The sequence below is a fragment of the Pseudoalteromonas sp. S2755 genome, assembly GCF_005886535.1.
Classification (GTDB): Bacteria; Pseudomonadota; Gammaproteobacteria; order Enterobacterales; family Alteromonadaceae; genus Pseudoalteromonas.
In genome coordinates, this window is the sequence record NZ_PNDS01000167.1 from 1 (window position 1) to 17,924 (window position 17,924).

Consider the following 17,924-nt stretch of genomic DNA (forward strand, 5'->3'; position numbering starts at 1 on the left):
ATTAATTCAATTGGTATTAAAGGCTCTTTAGTGCGCCAACGACTTCTTCGTAGTTTGGCTCTTTTGCTAAATTTTCCACCAGCTGCTTGTAAACAATCTTGTGTTCCTTATCTAGCACAAAAATCGCGCGACTGAGCAGACCCATATCTTTAATCAACAAACCATAATTTTCACCAAATGAATGCCATACGGCGTCTGATAATGTTTTAACCTTGTCGATATTTTCTGCTTTGCAAAAGCGCTTTTGCGCAAACGGTAAGTCCGCACTAATCGTCAGCATGGCAACATCAGGAAATTGGCTTGCTACTTTTTCATTAAAATGTTTAGTTTGTAGGCTACAAGTGCCAGTATCCAGGCTTGGAACAACACTAATTAAAATTGCACGACTTTCAAAGTCTTTCAGGGTAACTGGGCTGAAGTCAGCATCCGCAACCTTAAAATCCGGTGCAGTTTGGCCTTGCTTTACACCATTACCAAGTAATACCACCGCTTTACCTTGCGCTTTTACCTTGCCCGTATCTACCGAGTTTTCAGGTAAATCATAAGCCAATGATATCGCACTAAACAGACTGCTCGCTAAAACTAACGCTTTCAGCATAAAGTATTCCTTTTGAAGTTAACTTAATTGATCTGAGTGTATTATACTGACAGTAACTAACCAAGCTTAAGTGACATTTAGATTGTCAAAATGGCGTCGTTTTATTAACATATGTCGCAATTTTAAGCTTTAATCTCATAATTATAACTAAAACTTCCCGGCATCGTGCCGATACGCATGGGAAACAGAAAGAGAGCTTGTATGTCAACACTAGTCCTAATTTGTGACGATTCAAAACTTGCCCGTCGGCAGCTGGCGCGTTCATTGCCAGACGACTGGGATATTAAAGTAGAATTTGCAGAGAATGGACTCGACTGTATTAAACAAATCAAAGCACTCTCTCCTGAGATTTTATTCCTTGATCTGAACATGCCGCAGATGGATGGCTATGAAGTGCTACAGGCCATTAGCGAACAAGATTTATCTGTGCTTACTGTCGTTGTTTCCGGCGACATCCAGCCTAATGCGCACCAACGAGTGATAGAGCTCGGCGCTATTGATTTTATTCGAAAGCCTTGCGATGCAGCTAAACTTGCTGAAATTATTGAGCACCATGGAATAAAAGACAAAGCCATTAGAGAAAGCTTGGTTCATAAACTTGGTGAGCAGTTAGACCCTGAGATCCGTGATATCTATCAAGAGCTTACCAACGTTGCTATGGGGCAGGCGGGTGATTTGTTGGCGCGATTGCTGAACGTATTCGTCGAACTACCTATCCCAAACGTCAACGTGCTCGAAGTCAATGAGCTGCATATGGCACTGCAAGCCATTGATGCGAGCGCAACTACGTCGGGTGTTTGTCAAGGCTTTATTGGTGGTGGCGTTTCCGGAGAAGCGCTGCTACTGCTCAATGATTCCAGTTTCAAAGAGATCGCGTCTTTGATGAATTATCATGGCGATCTTAATACCAAAGTTGAGCTCGAGCTCTTAATGGATATTAGCAATATCTTGATTGGCGCAATTTTAACGGGATTATCGAAGCAGCTCGATATGTCGTTTAGCCAAGGTCACCCAGTGGTGCTTGGTCAGCATTGTGATGTAGCTGAGCTTGTGAAAGCCAACAAAGCGAGATGGCAAAGAACGCTCGCTATAGAGATTAGCTATGGCATAGAGCATCACAATATTAACTGTGACCTTATGCTGTTGTTCACAGAAGACTCACTTAAAACATTAAAATACAAAGTAGCCTATTTATTGGATGATTAACTATGCCTGCAGCCGATTTTGATATGAATGAAATCCATTGGTTAATGGATATGTTTAACACCGTAGATGTTGGCTTGGTGGTGCTTGATCGCGACTACAAGGTATGTATATGGAATGGTTTTATGGAAAATCATTCAGGCTTATTACCGAGCGCGGTTAAAGATAAAGACATTTTTGATTTATTCCCAAGCATTGATGAGCAATGGTTTAGATCAAAAGCTGAACCGGTATTTGTGCTAAAAAATCGGTCGTTTACCATTTGGGAGCAGCAGCCGTATATTTTCCGATTCAAAAATTATCGACCTATCACAGGCAAAGCGGATTATATGTATCAGAATGCAACCTTCATCCCGTTGACTACAGTGACGGGGGATGTAGGGCATATTTGCGTGATCATATACGATGTAACCGACGAAGCAATCAATAAGTTAGAGCTTGAGTCGTTGAATAAACAATTAGAAAAAATTAGCCGAACAGACAGTTTAACGCAGTTACATAATCGCGGCTTTTGGGAAGAGAGCCTAAAGCAAGAGTTTAAACGCTTGAAACGTAATCAAGGGCAAAGTGCATTGCTTATGTTTGATATAGACCACTTTAAGCGAATTAATGATGAATATGGTCACAGTGGTGGAGATGAGGCTATACGGCATATCTCAGACTTACTGCGTAAAACACTACGCGAAACGGATACTGCAGGCCGCTATGGCGGTGAAGAGTTTGCGGTCACTTTGCTTGACACTGATGAAAAAGGCGCAATTACTTTTGCCGAAAGACTGCGCTCGTTAATTGAAAACTCATCGATTTACTACGATGAGCAACAAATCAGGATCACCGTTAGCCTTGGTGTTGCCGTGTACGAAGAGTCTTTTGAAAAACATGAGCAATGGATTGAAGCGGCAGACAGCGCTTTGTATGCTTCTAAAGAGGGCGGAAGAAATCGGGTAACCGTATACTCTGAAGACATGGCCAGCGAGTAAAATATATCGTGGCTTTAGCGCGATGCAGCTTTACTCATGCGGCCTGTCTATATTCTTATCCCAATACCTTTTGTTTAGTATCAGTGTGGAATGAACTGCGGGCGGCTAGGCAGCTCCGTGGTATTGTTCGGTTGTTTCAGCGAATTAAAGTGATAAAAGTGGCATCTTACTTACCGCTAAATACATCACAATAACGACTGAAATCGGTATGGTTAAGAGCGCTAGTTTAGTAAAAGGGCCGTGATAGAGCGCTAACCAACGCCGTTGCTGAGCACTTGCAATGTCCAAGTGGACACTTTTAGATGCCTTTGCCGCTAACCAATTTCCCAAGAAAATATCCACAATCTCTAACGGGATAATCACGAGACCGACCACAAGTAGTTTTTGCTGGAGCCACGGAGATGTAAACCATTCAGCTAATAAAGCCATAGAAAATCCTGTTAATAAGAGGACAATAAATGCTATATGTTCCAGTGTGACCATGAGAAAGAATACATGGCTCACCTTCGCGGTCACCGGTCCTATATTTTCATTTTCTATTGCTTTTAACACAAGCCAAGCACCAAGAGCTGGGCCAAGCCAAAAGATCAAGGCTCCTATGTGCACCAATTTTAAGATTGCGTATTCCATCTGGGCCTCAAAACTTGATGTGCAAAGATAATCATCCAAAGTGTACTAAGAGTCATACTTGATGCAGTAAATATCTCAGCAGCTTCAAGTTGACCGGCAGCGATAGATACAGACAGTAATAAGCCTAAAACCCACGCGGTGATCCCCCACAATGACACCCATGTTTTAAATATACCTTGTTTAATGGCTAAACAGGTTAACGTAAGCCCTCCTAAATTATAAAGGGCATTACCTAAGTAACCAGTTAGATGGGTTGCAATATGCTCAAATAGTAAAAATACAGATTCGCCCATGGCCAAATGAACTACTTCAGGTAAAACAAAAGCGTAAATCACTTCAGCAATGAGATCTGGGGCCACACCCAATGCGACTAATAGTAGGCCAACATGCTTTCTAAAATCTGCTTTGAGCTCATCTGCTAAAATAATACAAAAATACTAACAGCCCTAGTGCAGAGAACATCCAAGCTATCCAAGACCATTGCCACAATGCTAAGTTTTCGGAAATAAACTCCATACGCATTATTACCGTATTATCAAGCGGCAAGCCTGGGCGCATAGGTCCATTCATTAAAAGGCATGCAGCAGTAATTATTGCGGCAATCAGATAAACAACAACAAATTTGGTTTTGTATTGATCCATTGGTTTTACGTCTGGGTTGGAGTCCTTTGGTTCATCTTAAATCTATGCCCCAAATTGGTAAAGTCTTTGTCTGAATAGCCATTATTTACTTGATGAAAATTTAATAACACTTGCCTTTAAGTTATAGCGGTTAACCGGAGTTGTTAGGATTATAAATAACTTGTAAATCATAGCTTATCTGGCTTTAATGGAGGAGTGAGGAGTTGAGTTCTCATTGAAGGTGTTTAGCCATTTACTTTAAGATGATGCAGATTAATAGTAGTTCCATAAATGATTTTAACTCATCAGGAAGAATTTCATAGACTTCAGTCAATATGAAGCACCGACTTGAAATGCGTAATCACTTACAACAATAAAAGGGAATGAAAAATGAACGATAATCATGAATACTGGGGGATGCCGCTAAATACATACTGTATGTTATTACATTTGAGTCAACTGGCGAGCTTTGTTGCTCCGGGGTTAGGGCTTGTATTACCGGTGGTTATGTGGGCAACTAATAAGGATAAAAGCGAAATAATTGACCAGCACGGAAAAGCCGCTATTAACTGGTTAATTAGCTTAATCATCTATTCCATAATTTGCGGTATTTTAGTTTTTGTTGCGGTTGGTATTTTAGGGTTCGTTGTGTTAGCTATTCTTAATGCTATATTTGCCATTATTGCCGCGATAAAAGCCAATAACGGTGAAGTATGGGTTTATCCACTTAGCTTCAATTTTCTTAAGTAACCGGCGCTTTGAATAGCGAAACTACTGCTGTAGAAGTGTTCGCATGCAGTATAGAATTTAACAACACACCTCACTGTGAAGCAGTCGAAGCTAAAGAGTCTGAGTATTAGAAAGGAGCCACGGCAAACACAGCAGCTCACCTGTTTGCCGGCTCTTAATTTAAACTAACAGGGCTACGATTCATTTTCCTCTTCAGGGCATTGAGCTATCTGCTCGATATTGCCATTTTCATCTACTTGCTCAAGTCTCACTTTAAACCCCCATAAGCGATAAAGGTGCTTTATCACTTCTTGCTTTGAGGCGGCAAGTGGGATCCCACCTTGCGGTACATATCTTAGCGTAAGTGAACGATCTCCTCGTACATCGACGTCATAAACTTGAATATTAGGTTCATGGTTACTCAGGTTATACTGCGCTGAAAGGGCACTGCGAAGTTGTTGATAACCCATTTCGTCGTGAATAGGCCCAACTTCCAAGTGCGGAGATTTCTGTTTGTCGACAATCGTGAAAAGCTTAAAGTCACGCATGAGCTTTGGAGATAAAAATTGGCTAATAAAGCTCTCGTCTTTAAAATTTTGCATCGCAAAATGCAGTGTATCTAGCCAATTGCTCCCTGCAAACTCCGGGAACCACTGTTTGTCTTCTTCTGTTGGGTTTTCGCAAATACGGCGAATATCGACCATCATATTAAAGCCGAGCGCATAGGGGTTTATCCCTGAATAAAATTTACTATTGTATGGCGGTTGATACACAACATTGGTATGGCTTTGCAAAAACTCCAACATAAAGGAGTCACTTAGTTTTCCCTCGTCATATAAGTGATTCAAAATGGTATAATGCCAAAATGTAGCCCAGCCTTCGTTCATGACTTGAGTTTGTCTTTGCGGGTAAAAGTACTGTGATACTTTACGCACAATACGAATAATCTCGCGTTGCCAAGACTCCAGCAATGGCGCATTTTTCTCGATGAAATATAGAATATTCTCCTGAGGTTCTGATGGGAAATGAGCACGGTTGTCGGTTTCTTCATCTTCTCCTTTAGGAATGGTTCGCCATAATTCGTTGACTTGAGACTGCAAATAATCTTCCCGCTCTTTTTGGCGCTTTTGCTCCTCAAACATAGAGATCCGTTGCGGTCTTTTATATCGATCAACCCCGTAATTCATTAACGCATGACAAGAGTCAATTAGGTTTTCTACCTCATCAATACCGTACTTTTCTTCACATTTGGCGACATAATTTTTAGCGAAGACCAAGTAGTCAATAATGGAAGATGCGTCCGTCCAGGTTTTAAATAGATAGTTACCTTTAAAGAAAGAGTTATGACCGTAGCACGCATGCGCCATCACCAATGCCTGCATAGGCATAGTATTTTCTTCCATTAAATAGGCAATACAAGGGTTAGAATTAATCACAATCTCGTAGGCAAGACCCATTTGACCACGTTTGTAGGTTTGCTCAGTCTGGATAAACTTTTTACCGTACGACCAATGTGCATAACCAATTGGCATGCCCACACTGGAGTAGGCATCCATCATCTGCTCTGCTGTGATCACCTCTATTTGATTTGGGTAAGTGTCAAGCCTGTAATGCTCGGCTACACGAGCAATTTCCTGATGATAAGTATCAAGTAAATCAAAGGTCCAATCTGGACCATCGTCAATTGGCTGATATGTCATCGCGCAACCTCCCAAAAATTATGCCGCACTTTGCTTATTTTTGTTCTTCTTGAACAATTCTCTAAAGATAGGATAAATATCTTCTACACCTCGAATGTGCTGCATAGCAAAGTTGTCAAATGAGTTGGCTACTCCTTGATACTCCCGCCACAGACTTTGGTGTGCACGGGTCGTTATCTCTATATACGCATAGTAGCGGACAATTTTAAGTAGTTTGTTAGAGAGTATCTGGGTGCATTGTGGAGAATCATCTGCCCAGTTATCACCGTCAGAGGCTTGTGCGGCGTAAATATTCCAATCGCCTTGGGCATAACGCTCTTGAATGATTTCATCCATTAATTTCAACGCACTTGAGACAATTGTGCCACCCGTCTCTTGCGAGTAGAAAAATTCTTGCTCGTCTACTTCTTTTGCTTGGGTATGGTGGCGGATATAAACTACCTCGATATCTTTATAAGTGCGGGTTAAGAACTGATAGAGCAAAATATAAAAACGTTTTGCCATGTCTTTTGTAGCTTGATCCATTGAACCAGACACATCCATCAAGCAAAACATAACCGCTTTGCTGGTGGGGTGTGGACGCCTTTCGTAATTACGAAAGCGTAAATCGTAATTGTCGATGAAAGGCACCGCGGCTATTTGCTCTTTTAGCACTTGGATCCGCAGTTCTATATCATTGATTTTCTGTTGAGGAGGAACCGGTTCAGCAAGCATATTCGCCAGTTCTTCCTCCAACTCCCTTAACTCTCGGCGTTTACTTGAGGTCATCGCAATACGGCGTGCCATTGAGCCTTTTAAACTGCGTACAATATCTAAGTTGCTAGGCATACCATCATTACAAAAGCCAGCTCGATGCGTTTTCATTTGCATTAATTTATCCAACTGGCTTTGTTGTAAGTTGGGTAACTCCAAGTCTTCAAACAATAGGTCTAAGTATTCGTCTTTTGAAATAGAGAATACAAAGTCGTCTTGTCCTTCTCCTTGATTACTTGCCTCTCCATCGCCTGAACCACCACCTTGCCCAGAAGGTGGGCGCTGGATCCGATCGCCCGTTGAAAATTGATCGTTACCTGGGTGAATGAGTTCTCTGTCACCCCCTTTACCCTGATGGAAAGTGGGCTCGCTGATATCTCGTTGTGGAATAGAAATACTTTCGCCACTGGAGATATCAGTAACACTGCGTTTGTTGATGGCCTCTGAAACCGCTTTCTTTATCTGCTTTTTGTAACGGCGGATAAAACGTTGGCGGTTCAGAGTGCTCTTATTTTTGCCGTTAAGACGGCGGTCAATAAAATGCGCCATATAACACCCTCTTCATACTAACAAGTTACTGTGACTTTCTAACTCTTAAATACCATTCCGAAAGTAGGCGAACTTGTTTTTGGGTATAGCCTTTATCAACCATACGATTGACAAAGTCCTCGTGCTTCTTCTGATCTTCGGCAGAGGTTTTTGCATTAAATGAAATTACAGGGAGTAAGTCTTCGGTATTAGAGAACATTTTCTTCTCGATAACCGTTCTTAGTTTTTCATAGCTGGTCCATACTGGATTGTCACCATTGTGATGGGCTCTTGCTCTTAAAACAAAGTTGACTATCTCGTTACGGAAATCTTTTGGATTGGAAATACCGGCTGGCTTTTCAATCTTTTCCAGCTCGCCGTTAAGTGCGGCTCTATCAAACAGTTGACCAGTATCTGGGTCACGATATTCCTGATCTTGGATCCAAAAGTCTGCATAGGTAACATAGCGGTCAAAAATATTTTGGCCGTACTCAGAGTACGACTCAAGGTAAGCTGTTTGTAGTTCTTTACCAATAAATTCGACATATTGTGGGATTAGATATCCTTTCAGATGGCTTAGGTAGCGCTCTTGTACTTCAGCGTTAAATTGTTCGCGCTCAATTTGCTGCTCAAGTACATAGAATAAATGAACAGGGTTTGCTGCGACTTCACTATGGTCAAAGTTAAACACACGAGAGAGGATCTTAAAGGCAAAGCGAGTTGAAAGGCCGTTCATGCCTTCGTCCACACCAGCGTAGTCTCTGTATTCTTGATAGGACTTAGCTTTTGGATCTGTGTCTTTTAAGCTTTCACCATCGTACACCCGCATTTTTGAATAGATACTGGAGTTTTCTGGCTCTTTAATCCGAGACAGTGCTGAAAACTTCGCTAAAGTTTCTAAAGTGCCAGGCGCACAAGGGGCTTCCCTAAGCTCACTATTTTCAATAAGCTTCTCGTAAATTTTGACCTCTTCAGATACGCGTAAACAATATGGCACTTTAACGATGTAAACACGGTCTAAAAATGCCTCATTGTTTTTATTGTTTTTAAAAGTTTGCCATTCAGACTCGTTAGAGTGAGCGAGTATTAGCCCGCTAAATGGTAGGGCCGAAATACCCTCTGTACCATTGTAGTTGCCTTCTTGGGTTGCAGTGAGTAGTGGGTGTAGCACTTTAATAGGTGCTTTAAACATCTCGACAAACTCCATCAAACCTTGGTTCGCAAGGCATAGCGCTCCAGAGTAGGCATAGGCATCGGGGTCATTTTGAGCGAAATGCTCAAGTTTACGGATATCGACTTTGCCCACCAGCGCTGAGATGTCTTGGTTGTTCTCATCCCCAGGCTCTGTTTTCGCGATAGCAATTTGATCAAGAATGGAAGGGTAGCGTTTTACGACCTTAAATTGTGTAATGTCTCCATTGTACTCATGTAAGCGCTTGGTCGCCCATGGAGACATTATCGTTTTAATATAGCGCCCAGGAATACCGTACTCTTTTTCAAGTAGGTCAGCATCTTCTTGAGGGCTAAACAAGCAAAGCGGGTGGTCATTAACGGGTGAACCTTTTAAAGAATAAATCGGCACCTTTTGCATCAAGTACTTGAGCTTTTCCGCGATAGACGATTTACCACCACCTACCGGGCCGAGTAAATAGAGTACTTGTTTGCACTCTTCAAGCCCCTGTGCGGCATGTTTGAGATACGATACGATTTGTTCAATAGCATCCTCCATACCGTAAAACTCATTGAAGGCAGGGTATCGAGCTATTACTCTATTCGAAAACAGCCTGCTAAGTCTGGCATCTTTCGACGTATCGATCATTTCTGGTTCGCCTATTGCCATCAGAAGCCGCTCAGGTGCGCTGGCATAGGCTGATTTGTCATTTTTACAAATTTCAAGAAATTCCGCGATGGTGTACTCTTCTTCTTGCGCGGCTTCATATCTGGCCTGATAATGTTCAAATATTGTCATAACGACCTCCAATAAGCTACTTGATGTGGTTTGCGGATCACAGATTTGGAAAGGTTACTTAAAGCTTAGTCGTGATATGAAGAATACCCAAAAAAAACTAGATTTTTTATGTATTAATGTTGAGTTACAGGCATAAAAAAGGGCGCTTTTGCGCCCCATTATTGCATCAATACTGATAGTTGATGTTAAGCTAGGTTGCTGTTAGCAAAGTCCCAGTTAACAAGTGCCCAGAAGCCTTTAAGGTAATCAGGACGAACATTACGGTAATCAATGTAGTAAGCGTGTTCCCACAGGTCAACTGTGATGATAGGGGTAACACCTTCTTCAGTCAGCGGAGTCGCTGCATTTGAAGTGTTAACGATATCTAGAGAGCCGTCAGCTAGTTGTACTAACCAAGTCCAGCTTGATCCAAAGTTGTTAACTGCTTTGTCGTTGAAAGCTTCTTGGAATGCTGCGAATGAGCCCCATTTTGCATTAATTAGTTCAGCAACTTTACCTGTTGGCTCGCCACCTGCATTTGGCGCAAGGCTGTGCCAGTAGAAAGTGTGGTTCCAGATTTGAGCAGCATTGTTGAAAACACCACCTTCAGAGCTACACACGATCTCTTCTAGTGATTTACCTTCAAAGTCAGTACCTTCGATAAGACCGTTAAGCTTTACAACGTATGTGTTGTGGTGCTTACCATGGTGGAATTCTAGCGTCTCTTGAGAAACGTGCGGCTCAAGAGCATTTAGTGCATAAGGTAGTGACGGTAGTTCAAATGCCATATTAATCTCCATTTTTGGTTGATTTGCCAATAACGCATACGAAAGGTAGCTAACATCAGCCCACTTTTCTATACCATTGGCCTATATAGTGATACTATAATTCCTGACTATTTTACTCAAGTTTTGGCAAACAGCAATGCGTGCCAGTGACTTAATGACTTATAATACACATTCTTTGTGAACATATGCCGAACAGCAGCCAAAATGTAGAACATCATGACAGGCGGTTATGCTAATTTGAGCCATGTCTTTTCATATTCTATCGCTGCTTCAAGTTTGGCATTATGGAAACAACAGGTGTTGTTAAAGTGAGTAGCAAGCTAAAATGCCGATGCTAAATTGATAAGCGTTGGACGAAACGTCATTTTGAGGTAACTAATGGAAACTATTGACAAGATTAAACAGCAGATCGAAGAAAATCCAATCATTCTATATATGAAAGGGTCGCCAAAACTCCCTAACTGTGGTTTCTCTTCGCAGGCATCTCAGGCTTTGATGGCGTGTGGTGAGCAGTTTGCTTATGTTGACATTTTATTAAATCCAGACATTCGTGCTGAACTACCGCATTATGCGAACTGGCCAACTTTTCCTCAGCTTTGGGTTGAAGGTGAGTTAATCGGTGGTTGTGATATCATCATTGAGATGTTCCAAAAGGGTGAGCTTCAACCTCTTATTGCTGAAACAGCAGCTAAATATAAGAAAGACGAAGCAGCAGCGGAATAAGCTAACCGCTTATGGCAGAGTAGATACTCTGCCATGCTTTATTTTATAAAAAATCTTCTAATATCTTTCTACCTACTTTTCTTAGCAACTCTTTTGTCTGATGTTTGGTTGAAAACCAGCAAGTTCATTGAATTTAAGATATCTACACTTTCATTAACGCTATTCGCGTTTATCTAACTCAGAGCTACTCGCTTATCTTTATCAACTTAAGTTGACGTTAGCGTCAAGCTAAAAACGCGCTCTGTTTTGCATACCTATATAAACAGTGTAATCGAACGCGCTCCGATATTGAGTTCTATGAAATCCAAAAAGTGAATAATTATTCAATTTTGCCTTGGTTTACGTTTACGTAAACGTTTGATTTTGGTTGTGTTCGGTTGCGTTTTTATTGGTGTGATACCGGTGTCATTTTACAAATTTATATTCACTATTTTCAAAGTGGCAAATTTATTACGATTTTGGCTAACTTGTCTTACCAATGAGAAATATTCAAGTTTGTGAATATGTATTCATATTTGTGTTGACTCTACTTTCAATCAAGGCTAATTTTGAATATCTGCCAGCATTTCGTCGTACCGTCATGGGCTGGCCGTTGTAGCAAGGGGAGGAGTCTATGTTATACGACTCAAAATTAGAAAAAGATAACTGTGGATTTGGCTTGATTGCGCATGTAAGCGGTCAGCCAAGTCACAAACTGATCCGTACAGCAATCACAGGTTTGGACCGCATGCAGCACCGAGGTGGTATTTCTGCAGATGGCAAAACCGGTGATGGTTGCGGACTGTTATTACAAAAACCGGATAGTTTTTTCCGTGCCGTCGCAGCTGAAAACGATTGGCATGTAGGCAAAAACTATGCGGTAGGTATGCTATTTTTAAACCAGGATCATGAGCTTGCAGCTGCGGCTGAAAAAGTGATCAGTGAAGAATTAGAAAAAGAAACACTGACGCTCATAGGTTGGCGTGAAGTACCCACCGATCCATCGATGTTGGGTCCTATCGCTAAAGCACAATTACCGCAGTTTAAACAGGTTTTTGTCGGTGCTCCTGAAGGGTGGCGTCCTAAAGATTTAGAGCGTCGTCTATATATAGCAAGAAGACGCATTGAAAAGCGTTTAGAGCAAGATGAGCAGTTTTATATTTGTAGTTTGTCTGGTTTAGTGACTATCTACAAAGGCTTAATGATGCCGGCGGATCTACCGAATTTTTATACGGATCTTGCTGATATGCGGATGACCAGTGCGATTTGTGTATTCCATCAACGCTTCTCAACCAATACACAGCCTCGATGGCCGTTGGCGCAGCCATTCCGCTATTTAGCTCACAATGGTGAAATCAATACCATTGAAGGTAACCGCCAGTGGGCGAGAGCACGTGCTTACAAGTTTGCGTCACCTTTGTTACCGGATTTGCAAAATGCGGCACCGTTTGTCAATGAAACGGGTTCTGACTCGTCTAGTTTAGATAACATGCTAGAGCTATTTCTAGCTGGTGGCATGGACTTATTCCGCGCTATGCGTATGTTAGTACCACCTGCATGGCAAAAAAATCGCGCCATGGATGAAGACTTACGTGCATTCTATGACTTTAACTCCATGCATATGGAGCCGTGGGATGGCCCTGCTGGCATTGTGATGTCTGATGGGCGCTTTGCTGCCTGTAATTTAGACCGTAACGGTCTTCGTCCTGCCCGTTATGTGATCACACAAGACGGCTTTATTACGCTAGCCTCAGAAGTGGGTATTTGGGATTACGCGCCAGATGAAGTTATTGAAAAAGGTCGCGTGGGTCCAGGTGAATTACTGGTGGTTGATACTTTACATGGCAAGATTTGGCAGTCCGATGAAATCGATCAAGATTTGAAATCCAGACATCCATACAAAACTTGGCTTGAGCAAAACGTTAAGCGTTTAACGCCATTTGAAGCACTAGATGAAAAAGCGGCTGGCAAGCGCGATCTTGACGATGAAACCTTGCTGACCTATCAGAAGCAGTTTGGTTATACCAACGAAGAGCTCGACCAAGTGATCCGTGTGATGGGCGAAAATGGCCAAGAAGCAACTGGTTCAATGGGTGATGATACGCCATTTGCAGTGCTATCCGAAGGACACCGTTCGATATTTGACTACTTCCGCCAGAAGTTTGCTCAGGTAACGAATCCGCCAATCGATCCGTTACGGGAAAATCATGTAATGTCACTGGCGACTTGTATTGGTCGTGAGCAGAACGTTTTCAACGAAACCACAGGTCATGCTAAACGTTTGCAGTTTGCCTCGCCGGTACTAACTTATTCTGATATGCAGCAGCTACTAACCGCTGATGATGACCATTACTGTGCATGTAAAATTTCATTGATTTACGAGATTGAAGAGTCTTTGCAAGATGCAATCAAGCGCATTTGTGATGAGGCTGTTGCAAAAGCAGGTTCTGGATGCGTGATGTTAGTGCTCAGTGACCGAGAAATTGCGGCAGGTAAACAAGTTATCCCAGCGGCGATGGCCGTGGGGGCAGTACAACGGCGACTAGTGGATGGTAACCTGCGTTGCGATACCAATATTTTGGTTGAAACAGGTAGCGTGAGAGATCCGCACCAGTTTGCTGTTCTGTTAGGCTTTGGCGCAACAGCGATTTATCCTTATCTAGCCTACGAAACCCTTGTTGCCATGTGTGATAAGAAGATCATTAAAAAGTCTTACCGCGAGGTGACTCTGTCTTATCGCGGCGCGATTAACAAAGGTTTATACAAAATCATGTCGAAGATGGGGATCAGCACCATTGCTTCCTATCGTTGTTCGATGTTGTTTGAAGCCGTCGGTTTATCCGATGAGGTAGTTGAATTGTGCTTCAAAGGCGTTGCAAACCGTATTAAAGGTGCGTGCTTTGACGACTTCGCATTGGAGCAACAACAGCTCAATAAATTGGCATTTAGCAAGCGTAAACTACTATCACACGGTGGATTATTAAAGTATGTGCATGGTGGTGAATACCATGCGTATAACCCAGATGTTGTGCAAACTTTGCAGACCGCAGTTCGTTCGGGTAACTATCAAGACTACGTTAAATATGCGGAGTTGGTAAATAACCGTCCAATTACTAATCTGCGAGACATGCTTAAGCTAAATACGGCGCAACAAGCAATCGACATCAACGATGTTGAGCCTGCGACTGAGCTATACAAACGTTTTGACTCGGCAGCGATGAGTATCGGGGCTTTATCACCAGAGGCTCACGAAGCGTTAGCGATTGCGATGAATCGCCTCGGCGGTTGCTCTAACTCTGGTGAGGGTGGTGAGGATAAGCTGCGTTTTGGTACAGAAAAGAATTCGCGTATTAAGCAAGTTGCTTCTGGCCGATTCGGTGTGACACCACACTATTTACGTTCAGCTGACGTTATTCAAATCAAAGTTGCGCAAGGGGCTAAGCCGGGCGAGGGCGGTCAGCTTCCAGGTGAAAAAGTTACCCCTTACATCGCGAAGCTACGTTATTCGGTTCCTGGTGTTACTTTGATTTCGCCGCCGCCGCATCACGATATTTATTCGATTGAAGACTTAGCTCAGCTTATTTTTGACCTCAAACAGGTTAACCCTGAAGCGATGATCTCGGTCAAATTGGTTTCAGAACCAGGTGTCGGCACGATTGCGACTGGTGTTGCTAAAGCGTATGCCGATCTCATTACCATTGCCGGTTATGACGGTGGTACTGGGGCGAGTCCGCTGACATCGGTAAAGTATGCAGGTAGCCCGTGGGAGCTTGGCCTTGCTGAGACGCAACAGGCGCTGGTTGAAAATGGTCTACGCCATCGCATTAGGCTGCAAACAGATGGCGGCTTAAAAACCGGATTAGATATTATTAAAGCTGCAATTTTGGGTGCTGAGAGCTTTGGTTTTGGTACCGGCCCTATGGTTGCGCTTGGCTGTAAATACCTGCGGATCTGTCACCTTAATAACTGTGCAACCGGTGTTGCGACGCAAGATGATACGTTGCGTCAAAAGCATTATCACGGATTGCCAGAGATGGCGATGAACTACTTTAAGTTTATTGCGCAAGAGGCCCGAGAGCTGATGGCCGCTCTGGGAGTCACAAAACTCACCGATTTGATTGGTAGAACGGATCTACTTGAAGCTATCGAAGGCAATACCGCGAAGCAGAAAAAGCTCGACTTAAGTCCGCTCTTAGCGAAACCAAACAATCCGTCAAATGAAGCGCTGTATTGCACCCATACTAATCCATCACATTACAGTGGTGCGTTGAATGAAAGCTTACTTGCGAAAGCGAAGACAGCAATCGACGAAATGACGGGTATTTCGTTGGTGAATCGTATTTCTAATACGGATCGCTCAATCGGTGCAATGTTGTCTGGTTATATCGCGAGCAAGCATGGTAACCAAGGTATGGCAGCAGATCCAATTGCACTTGAGTTACATGGTACTGCAGGGCAATCGTTTGGGGTGTGGAACGCCGGTGGCCTTGAAATGACATTAGTCGGTGATGCTAACGACTACGTTGGTAAAGGGATGGCTGGTGGAAAGCTAGTCGTGCGTCCTCCTGTCGGCTCAAGTTTTGCCTCTCATCAGGCGGCTATCATTGGTAACACCTGTTTATATGGCGCGACTGGCGGCAAGTTGTTTGCAGCAGGTCGAGCTGGCGAGCGCTTCGCTGTGCGTAACTCGGGCGTACAAGCGGTTGTTGAAGGGCTTGGTGATAATGGCTGCGAATACATGACGGGAGGCGTAGTGTGTGTGCTTGGTCAAGTTGGCGTTAACTTTGGCGCAGGCATGACCGGTGGTTTTGCCTATGTACTTGATGAAGAAAGTGACTTTGATAAGCGGATCAACCCTGAGTTGGTCGAGCTGGTAGACCTCAAAACGCTGGCATCGCACCAAGAGCATCTACGTGGTTTAATTGCAGAGCATCTAGACTTGACGAGCTCAACTCGAGCTGAGCAGATCTTAGCTAACTTTGAGTTGTATTTGCCAATGTTTAAATTGGTAAAGCCAAAGTCGAGCGATTTAAACAGTTTACTTGGCCACCGAGCGCGTAGTAGCGCTGAGCTAAGAATTCAGGCGCAGTAGGAGAGAGCAATGAGCGAAAACGTTTACCAATTTATCGATGTACAACGTGTAGATCCGCGCAAAAAGCCTATTTCTACGCGTAAGCAATCTTTTGTTGAAATTTATGAGCCATTTTCTGAGCAGCAAGTTCATTCGCAGTCTGATCGTTGTTTAGATTGTGGTAACCCCTATTGTGAATGGAAGTGTCCGGTTCACAACTATATTCCGCAATGGCTCAAGCTTATTCGTACGGGTAGAATTATTGAGGCAGCAGAGCTATCTCACCGTACCAATAGTTTGCCTGAAGTTTGTGGTCGAGTATGTCCGCAAGATAGGCTTTGTGAGGGGTCGTGTACGCTGAACGAAGAGTTTGGTGCGGTGACCATAGGAAATATTGAAAAATATATTACCGATACGGCGTTTGCACAGGGCTGGAAGCCTGATCTTTCTTACGTTACATGGACTGATAAAAAAGTCGCAATTATAGGCGCGGGTCCGGCAGGACTTGGCTGTGCGGATATTCTAGTGCGAAACGGCGTGCGCCCTGTGGTGTATGATCGCAACCCTGAGATTGGCGGTTTGCTAACCTTTGGGATCCCGTCATTTAAGTTAGAAAAGTCAGTTATGGAAAACCGTCGCGAGATTTTCACCGCAATGGGCGTTGAGTTTAAACTCAATACCGAGGTTGGTCGTGATGTTTCAATGGACGAGTTATTGTCGCAATACGACGCCGTATTCTTAGGTGTGGGGACGTACCAAAGCATGAAAGGCAATCTTGAAAATGAAGATGCCGACGGTGTTTATGATGCGCTACCATTTTTGATTGGTAACACCAACCGAGTTATGGGTTATGACGAAAGTCAGCATAGCTATGTGAACATGGCGGGTAAGCGCGTGGTGGTACTAGGTGGTGGGGACACAGCGATGGACTGTGTTAGAACGTCAGTTAGACAAAATGCGCAATCCGTGATCTGTGCTTATCGTCGTGATGAAGAAAACATGCCCGGCTCAGTTCGAGAAGTTAAAAATGCCAAAGAAGAAGGGGTTGAATTTAGATTCAATCTACAGCCAGTTGGTATTGAAATTGACAGCTCAGGCAAAGTCACGGGCGTTAAAATGGTGAAAACACAATTAGGTGAACCTGACAAAAATGGTCGCCGTAGTGCTGAAACTGTGGAAGGTTCTGAGCATACACTAGAAGCTGACGCGGTGATCATGGCATTTGGTTTTAAGCCTCACAACCTTGATTGGTTAGCACAATACGATGTGGCAATAAATCACTGGGGCGGCATTGTTGCGCCAGAAAAAGGCGCATTTACACATCAAACAAGTAATCCAAAGATCTTTGCCGGTGGTGACGCCGTACGAGGTTCTGATTTAGTGGTCACGGCGATTTTTGAAGGCCGCAACGCCGCTGAAGGCATTTTGGACTATTTGGAAGTTTAAAACTTAAACAACAGCTTTTGTCGTTCACAAACCCCAACTACACTCGTTGTAGCTGGGGTTTTTTTATTTGAGTTTTGCGTAGTTAGCCGCTAACTTATACCAATTGCATTAATTCTCTAATCAATTTGAAGGGTGAAATAGCATATTAGCTTCGTTAAAAATTTCTCATTTAGAACAACTAAATAGCAAAATTTTTGCCTTGCTACTAAACCTATTTCCCCGCTTCA

14 protein-coding genes are annotated in these 17,924 nt (G+C 43.1%); 6 read left to right on the top strand and 8 right to left on the bottom strand.

The features are described 5' to 3' along the window. Positions 1–16: 16 nt before the first annotated feature. A complete protein-coding gene (gene tpx / locus CWC03_RS21770) occupies positions 17–598 on the bottom strand; it encodes a thiol peroxidase (RefSeq protein WP_138583638.1) in 582 nt (193 codons plus the stop codon). Positions 599–799: 201 nt separating this feature from the next. Here tpx and CWC03_RS21775 point away from each other — a divergent pair, with 201 nt between their 5' ends. Both CWC03_RS21775 and CWC03_RS21780 read left to right on the top strand, forming a co-directional pair. Then, positions 800–1,804, top strand: coding sequence for a response regulator (locus CWC03_RS21775; protein ID WP_010375391.1), 1,005 nt, complete (start codon positions 800–802; stop codon positions 1,802–1,804). A 2-nt stretch (positions 1,805–1,806) separates the two neighbouring features. Then, a complete protein-coding gene (locus CWC03_RS21780) occupies positions 1,807–2,781 on the top strand; it encodes a sensor domain-containing diguanylate cyclase (RefSeq protein WP_138583639.1) in 975 nt (324 codons plus the stop codon). Positions 2,782–2,925: 144 nt separating this feature from the next. Here CWC03_RS21780 and CWC03_RS21785 read toward each other — a convergent pair whose 3' ends face one another. From CWC03_RS21785 to CWC03_RS23825, 3 genes are read right to left on the bottom strand one after another with little or no spacing between them, the layout of a single operon-like run. Next, positions 2,926–3,411 (bottom strand): DUF2269 domain-containing protein, encoded by a 486-nt coding sequence (locus CWC03_RS21785; protein ID WP_138583640.1) that lies wholly within the window; start codon positions 3,409–3,411, stop codon positions 2,926–2,928. Next, positions 3,393–3,770 carry a hypothetical protein gene (locus tag CWC03_RS23820; RefSeq protein ID WP_249314100.1) on the bottom strand — a complete coding sequence of 126 codons (378 nt, stop codon included), beginning with the start codon at positions 3,768–3,770 and terminating at the stop codon, positions 3,393–3,395. Before CWC03_RS23820 ends, CWC03_RS21785 begins: the two co-directional genes overlap by 19 nt. 52 nt (positions 3,771–3,822) lie before the next feature. Beyond that, positions 3,823–4,053: a hypothetical protein gene (locus tag CWC03_RS23825; RefSeq protein ID WP_249314101.1), complete on the bottom strand. Its 231-nt coding sequence runs from the start codon at positions 4,051–4,053 to the stop codon at positions 3,823–3,825. A 369-nt stretch (positions 4,054–4,422) separates the two neighbouring features. On the opposite strand from CWC03_RS23825, the gene CWC03_RS21795 reads away from it, so the two are divergent. Next, positions 4,423–4,782: a DUF4870 domain-containing protein gene (locus CWC03_RS21795; RefSeq protein ID WP_138583641.1), complete on the top strand. Its 360-nt coding sequence runs from the start codon at positions 4,423–4,425 to the stop codon at positions 4,780–4,782. A 173-nt stretch (positions 4,783–4,955) separates the two neighbouring features. Here the strand turns inward: CWC03_RS21795 and CWC03_RS21800 are convergent, their stop codons facing one another. From CWC03_RS21800 to CWC03_RS21815, 4 genes are all read right to left on the bottom strand, one after another. Then, positions 4,956–6,461, bottom strand: coding sequence for a SpoVR family protein (locus CWC03_RS21800; RefSeq protein ID WP_138583642.1), 1,506 nt, complete (start codon positions 6,459–6,461; stop codon positions 4,956–4,958). Positions 6,462–6,479: 18 nt separating this feature from the next. Beyond that, positions 6,480–7,763 (bottom strand): YeaH/YhbH family protein, encoded by a 1,284-nt coding sequence (locus CWC03_RS21805; protein ID WP_010606430.1) that lies wholly within the window; start codon positions 7,761–7,763, stop codon positions 6,480–6,482. Between the two features lie 25 nt (positions 7,764–7,788). Continuing rightward, complete coding sequence (locus CWC03_RS21810; RefSeq protein ID WP_138583643.1) at positions 7,789–9,711, bottom strand: PrkA family serine protein kinase; 1,923 nt, start codon at positions 9,709–9,711, stop codon at positions 7,789–7,791. Between the two features lie 185 nt (positions 9,712–9,896). After that, complete coding sequence (locus CWC03_RS21815; protein ID WP_010375405.1) at positions 9,897–10,478, bottom strand: Fe-Mn family superoxide dismutase; 582 nt, start codon at positions 10,476–10,478, stop codon at positions 9,897–9,899. 378 nt (positions 10,479–10,856) lie between these two features. Here CWC03_RS21815 and CWC03_RS21820 point away from each other — a divergent pair, with 378 nt between their 5' ends. The 3 genes from CWC03_RS21820 (at position 10,857) to CWC03_RS21830 (ending at position 17,697) form a co-directional block, all read left to right on the top strand. Beyond that, complete coding sequence (locus CWC03_RS21820; protein ID WP_010375406.1) at positions 10,857–11,201, top strand: Grx4 family monothiol glutaredoxin; 345 nt, start codon at positions 10,857–10,859, stop codon at positions 11,199–11,201. 613 nt (positions 11,202–11,814) lie between these two features. After that, a complete protein-coding gene (gene gltB / locus CWC03_RS21825) occupies positions 11,815–16,272 on the top strand; it encodes a glutamate synthase large subunit (RefSeq protein WP_138583644.1) in 4,458 nt (1,485 codons plus the stop codon). A gap of 9 nt (positions 16,273–16,281) precedes the next feature. After that, complete coding sequence (locus tag CWC03_RS21830; protein ID WP_138583645.1) at positions 16,282–17,697, top strand: glutamate synthase small subunit GltD family protein; 1,416 nt, start codon at positions 16,282–16,284, stop codon at positions 17,695–17,697. The last annotated feature ends 227 nt before the right edge of the window (positions 17,698–17,924 follow it).

Coding starts and splice junctions, on each gene's coding strand:
- tpx (WP_138583638.1), bottom strand. CDS start 598: ATGCTGAAAGCGTTAGTTTTAGCGAGCAGTCTGTTTAGTGCGATATCA.
- CWC03_RS21775 (WP_010375391.1), top strand. CDS start 800: ATGTCAACACTAGTCCTAATTTGTGACGATTCAAAACTTGCCCGTCGG.
- CWC03_RS21780 (WP_138583639.1), top strand. CDS start 1,807: ATGCCTGCAGCCGATTTTGATATGAATGAAATCCATTGGTTAATGGAT.
- CWC03_RS21785 (WP_138583640.1), bottom strand. CDS start 3,411: ATGGAATACGCAATCTTAAAATTGGTGCACATAGGAGCCTTGATCTTT.
- CWC03_RS23825 (WP_249314101.1), bottom strand. CDS start 4,053: ATGGATCAATACAAAACCAAATTTGTTGTTGTTTATCTGATTGCCGCA.
- CWC03_RS21795 (WP_138583641.1), top strand. CDS start 4,423: ATGAACGATAATCATGAATACTGGGGGATGCCGCTAAATACATACTGT.
- CWC03_RS21800 (WP_138583642.1), bottom strand. CDS start 6,461: ATGACATATCAGCCAATTGACGATGGTCCAGATTGGACCTTTGATTTA.
- CWC03_RS21805 (WP_010606430.1), bottom strand. CDS start 7,763: ATGGCGCATTTTATTGACCGCCGTCTTAACGGCAAAAATAAGAGCACT.
- CWC03_RS21810 (WP_138583643.1), bottom strand. CDS start 9,711: ATGACAATATTTGAACATTATCAGGCCAGATATGAAGCCGCGCAAGAA.
- CWC03_RS21815 (WP_010375405.1), bottom strand. CDS start 10,478: ATGGCATTTGAACTACCGTCACTACCTTATGCACTAAATGCTCTTGAG.
- CWC03_RS21820 (WP_010375406.1), top strand. CDS start 10,857: ATGGAAACTATTGACAAGATTAAACAGCAGATCGAAGAAAATCCAATC.
- gltB (WP_138583644.1), top strand. CDS start 11,815: ATGTTATACGACTCAAAATTAGAAAAAGATAACTGTGGATTTGGCTTG.
- CWC03_RS21830 (WP_138583645.1), top strand. CDS start 16,282: ATGAGCGAAAACGTTTACCAATTTATCGATGTACAACGTGTAGATCCG.